The 2,719-nt window shown below is 56.5% G+C and carries 5 protein-coding genes and 1 pseudogene; 3 read left to right on the top strand and 3 right to left on the bottom strand.

The window, feature by feature from the left end; all coding sequences use genetic code 11:
* Positions 1–90: 90 nt before the first annotated feature.
* The 3 genes from hsp20 to VZP09_RS24390 form a co-directional block, all read right to left on the bottom strand.
* On the bottom strand, positions 91–660 hold the full coding sequence (gene hsp20 / locus VZP09_RS24400; RefSeq protein WP_004152117.1) for a small heat shock protein sHSP20: 570 nt from the start codon (positions 658–660) through the stop codon (positions 91–93).
* 34 nt (positions 661–694) lie between these two features.
* Entirely contained in the window at positions 695–976 is a 282-nt protein-coding gene (locus VZP09_RS24395) for a helix-turn-helix domain-containing protein (RefSeq protein WP_013307885.1), read from the bottom strand.
* Positions 977–1,219: 243 nt separating this feature from the next.
* The gene (locus VZP09_RS24390; protein WP_241363985.1) at positions 1,220–1,483 is read right to left on the bottom strand and encodes a hypothetical protein; all 264 of its coding nucleotides are present in this window, start codon (positions 1,481–1,483) and stop codon (positions 1,220–1,222) included.
* A 14-nt stretch (positions 1,484–1,497) separates the two neighbouring features.
* Between VZP09_RS24390 and VZP09_RS24385 the strand changes: the two genes are divergently transcribed.
* The 3 genes and pseudogenes from VZP09_RS24385 (at position 1,498) to VZP09_RS24375 (ending at position 2,704) form a co-directional block, all read left to right on the top strand.
* The gene (locus tag VZP09_RS24385) at positions 1,498–1,761 is read left to right on the top strand and encodes a transposase (protein ID WP_004187027.1); all 264 of its coding nucleotides are present in this window, start codon (positions 1,498–1,500) and stop codon (positions 1,759–1,761) included.
* Positions 1,718–1,822: pseudogene (locus tag VZP09_RS24380) on the top strand (transposase domain-containing protein); the annotation flags it as partial. The gene VZP09_RS24385 and the pseudogene VZP09_RS24380, both read left to right, overlap by 44 nt.
* 184 nt (positions 1,823–2,006) lie before the next feature.
* Positions 2,007–2,704, top strand: a protein-coding gene (locus VZP09_RS24375; RefSeq protein WP_328795512.1) for an IS1 family transposase whose coding sequence is annotated in 2 segments (ribosomal slippage) — positions 2,007–2,256 and positions 2,256–2,704 — 699 coding nt in all. Because the reading frame shifts where the segments join, the coding sequence is not laid out codon by codon here.
* Positions 2,705–2,719: the final 15 nt, after the last annotated feature.

Below are 2,719 nucleotides of genomic sequence, written 5' to 3'. Positions count from 1 at the left end.
AAGGTTGACAAGGTTGAGGCGACGAGGCATCGCGAACCGCGACTCCTCGTCTCGTGCCGGGTTTTTCTTGTGACGAACGAGCCGGCGACGTCAGCCGTTGATCGGGATCGAGCGTCCCTGCTTCGGCGCGCTGACCTCGCGCTTGTCGATCGTGACCGTGAGCACCCCGTTCTTGAACGATGCTTTGATCGAATCCTGGTTGGCGTCGTCAGGCAGGTTCAAGGCACGCTGAAAGCTGCCGTAGGAGCGCTCCACACGGTGGAAGCCACCTTCCTTCTTCTCCTGTTCCTGGCGCTTCTCGCCACGCACCATCAGCACGTCGTTGTCGAGAGTGATCTGGATGTCCTTCTCCTCGACACCGGGCACTTCCAGGGCAATCTTGTACTGCTTGTCGGTTTCCTGGATGTCCAGGGCCGGCTTCAGCATGCCCGACCAATCGGATGGCCACTGCGGCATGTTCAACGCCGGAAAACCGAAGCCCCGGAATGCGTCATCGAACAGCCGGTCGATTTCCCGATGCAGTTGCAGGATCGGGCTGACTGGCCCGCTCGCCGCTGGCAGGTCATTGCGCTGCACCGGCAGGGAAGAGACGGTCTGCTGCTCTTGCTGCTCGTTCTTGAACCAGTTCCAGGGAGCCAACTTCTTGAAATCGATGTCCATGTCATACCTCCAGAAAAATTGGAAAACGAGTTACTCAAGCCCTTTGCCTGCTGTGACGGGCAGTGCGCCCAGGCGACACGGGCTGCTCGGATGACTTCTGCTGTTCACGCTTGCGCATCACCTCCTTCTTTGCTCCGGCTCGGGTCTGATCATTGATCCACTGATCGATTTCACTTTGAGGAAACCGCCACGTCCCGCCCACCTTGAAAGCCGGAATTTCCCCGTGCGCGGCGAGCCGATAAAGCGTCCGCTTGCCGACTTTCAAGTACGCAGCCAATTCATCGAGCGTGAAAATCACCTGTAGGTGCGCTTTCATCCCTGTAGGTGCGCTTTCATCTCACCCTCTCCAATCGCGTCGCTTTGCGGTTCCGGCCAAGGAAATCCTTGTAATACTTTGTAAGATATTACGCTTACCATGACAGCCTTCAAGAGTCAATGTACAGCGTTCTCCCGCCCCATTGATGCAGGTCAACTGCTCAGGCAAGGCGCAGCGGGGCGGTCTGATCAGGCAATGGACAGCGCCTGGCTCGTCAGCCTGCGTGTACCACTGGCGCCTCGATCAAACACCGATCCTCACGTTGTAGCCGAGTGCCCGCAGCCCCTTGCTCGTCTGCATGTTCCTTGGCGGAAACTCGTCTGGGCGCGCCCNGACGACGATTTCCCCGAGGCTGCTCAGGCTAACGTGCGGAATTGCCCAGTCGTCGCTGCGGATCGCGTTCCAGAGCCGGGCCGAAACACTTCCGTTGCCCCAGACAACGTAGTTCAACAGTATCCGTCCGGCCAGCACACCTTCCCGACACCGCCGCCGAAGGCCATGGCCCATCAAGCGGATTTTCCATGCGCCCTCAGCGCCGTACCTACAGCAAATCTTTCAAGGCTCAGGTCATTCAGGAGTGTTCTGAACCCGGTGCCTCCATCGCAAACATCGCCTTGGGCTACAGCCTCAATGCCAACCTCGACCACAAATGGATTCGGCTGCCTACCCAGAAAACCACGGCTATCCAGCCAGCGTTCATCCCGTTGCCTTCTCAAATGCTCGGCGTGGGTTCGCATACTCAAGCGCGCTACTGCGATCATGAGTTTGATCCAGTCGGCCCGTAATAATGGGTACGATCCGTATGCCTATCTCAAGGATGTGCTGACACGGTTGCCGTCCCTGTAACAGCCTGAAGTTGACCTGGGTAATCAAATACCGGTGTAGTGATTAGGAAACAGGGCTCGGATAACATCATGGCGCAGGTCACCCTGATCTTGACCCTCCATCTCCGAACAGCTTTTGTATCTTAAGTTAACGATGTCCGCTGNNNGTATTCCCTCGGGGAGTGATATCCCAGCGCGCTGTGCGGGTGGCTTCCATTTCCATCAGATGTCCTTCCTGCTCCGCTACTGAAGGCGTGGTGCGTAACGGCAAAAGCACTGCCGGACATCAGCGCTATCTCTGCTCTCACTGCCGTAAAACATGGCAGCTACAGTTCACTTACACCGCCTCTCAGCCCGGTACGCACCAGAAAATCATTGATATGGCCATGAATGGCGTTGGATGCCGGGCAACCGCNCGCATTATGGGCGTTGGCCTCAACACGATTTTACGTCACTTAAAAAACTCAGNCCGCAGTCGGTAANCTCACGCATACAACCGGGCAGTGACGTCATTGTTTGCGCGGAAATGGACGAACAGTGGGGTTANGTCGGCGCTAAATCACGCCAGCGCTGGTTGTTTTACGCGTATGACAGGATACGGANGACGGTTGTGGCGCACGTATNCGGTGAACGCACGNTGGCCACGCTGGAGCGTCTTCNGGGCCTGCTGTCGGCCTTTGAGGTCGTGGTATGGATGACGGATGGCTGGCCGCTTTATGAATCACGCCTGAAGGGAGAACTGCACGTTATCAGCAAGCGATATACGCAGCGCATTGAGCGGCATAACCTGAATCTGAGGCAACATCTGGCAAGGCTGGGACGGAAGTCACTGTCGTTCTCAAAATCGGTGGAGCTGCATGACAAAGTCATCGGGCATTATCTGAACATAAAACACTATCAGTAAGTTGGAGTCATTACC

The sequence above is a fragment of the Klebsiella sp. EMBS2024 genome, from assembly GCF_036233805.1.
Lineage (GTDB): Bacteria > Pseudomonadota > Gammaproteobacteria > Enterobacterales > Enterobacteriaceae > Klebsiella > Klebsiella pneumoniae.
This window is presented reverse-complemented; position numbering and strand designations above follow the sequence as displayed.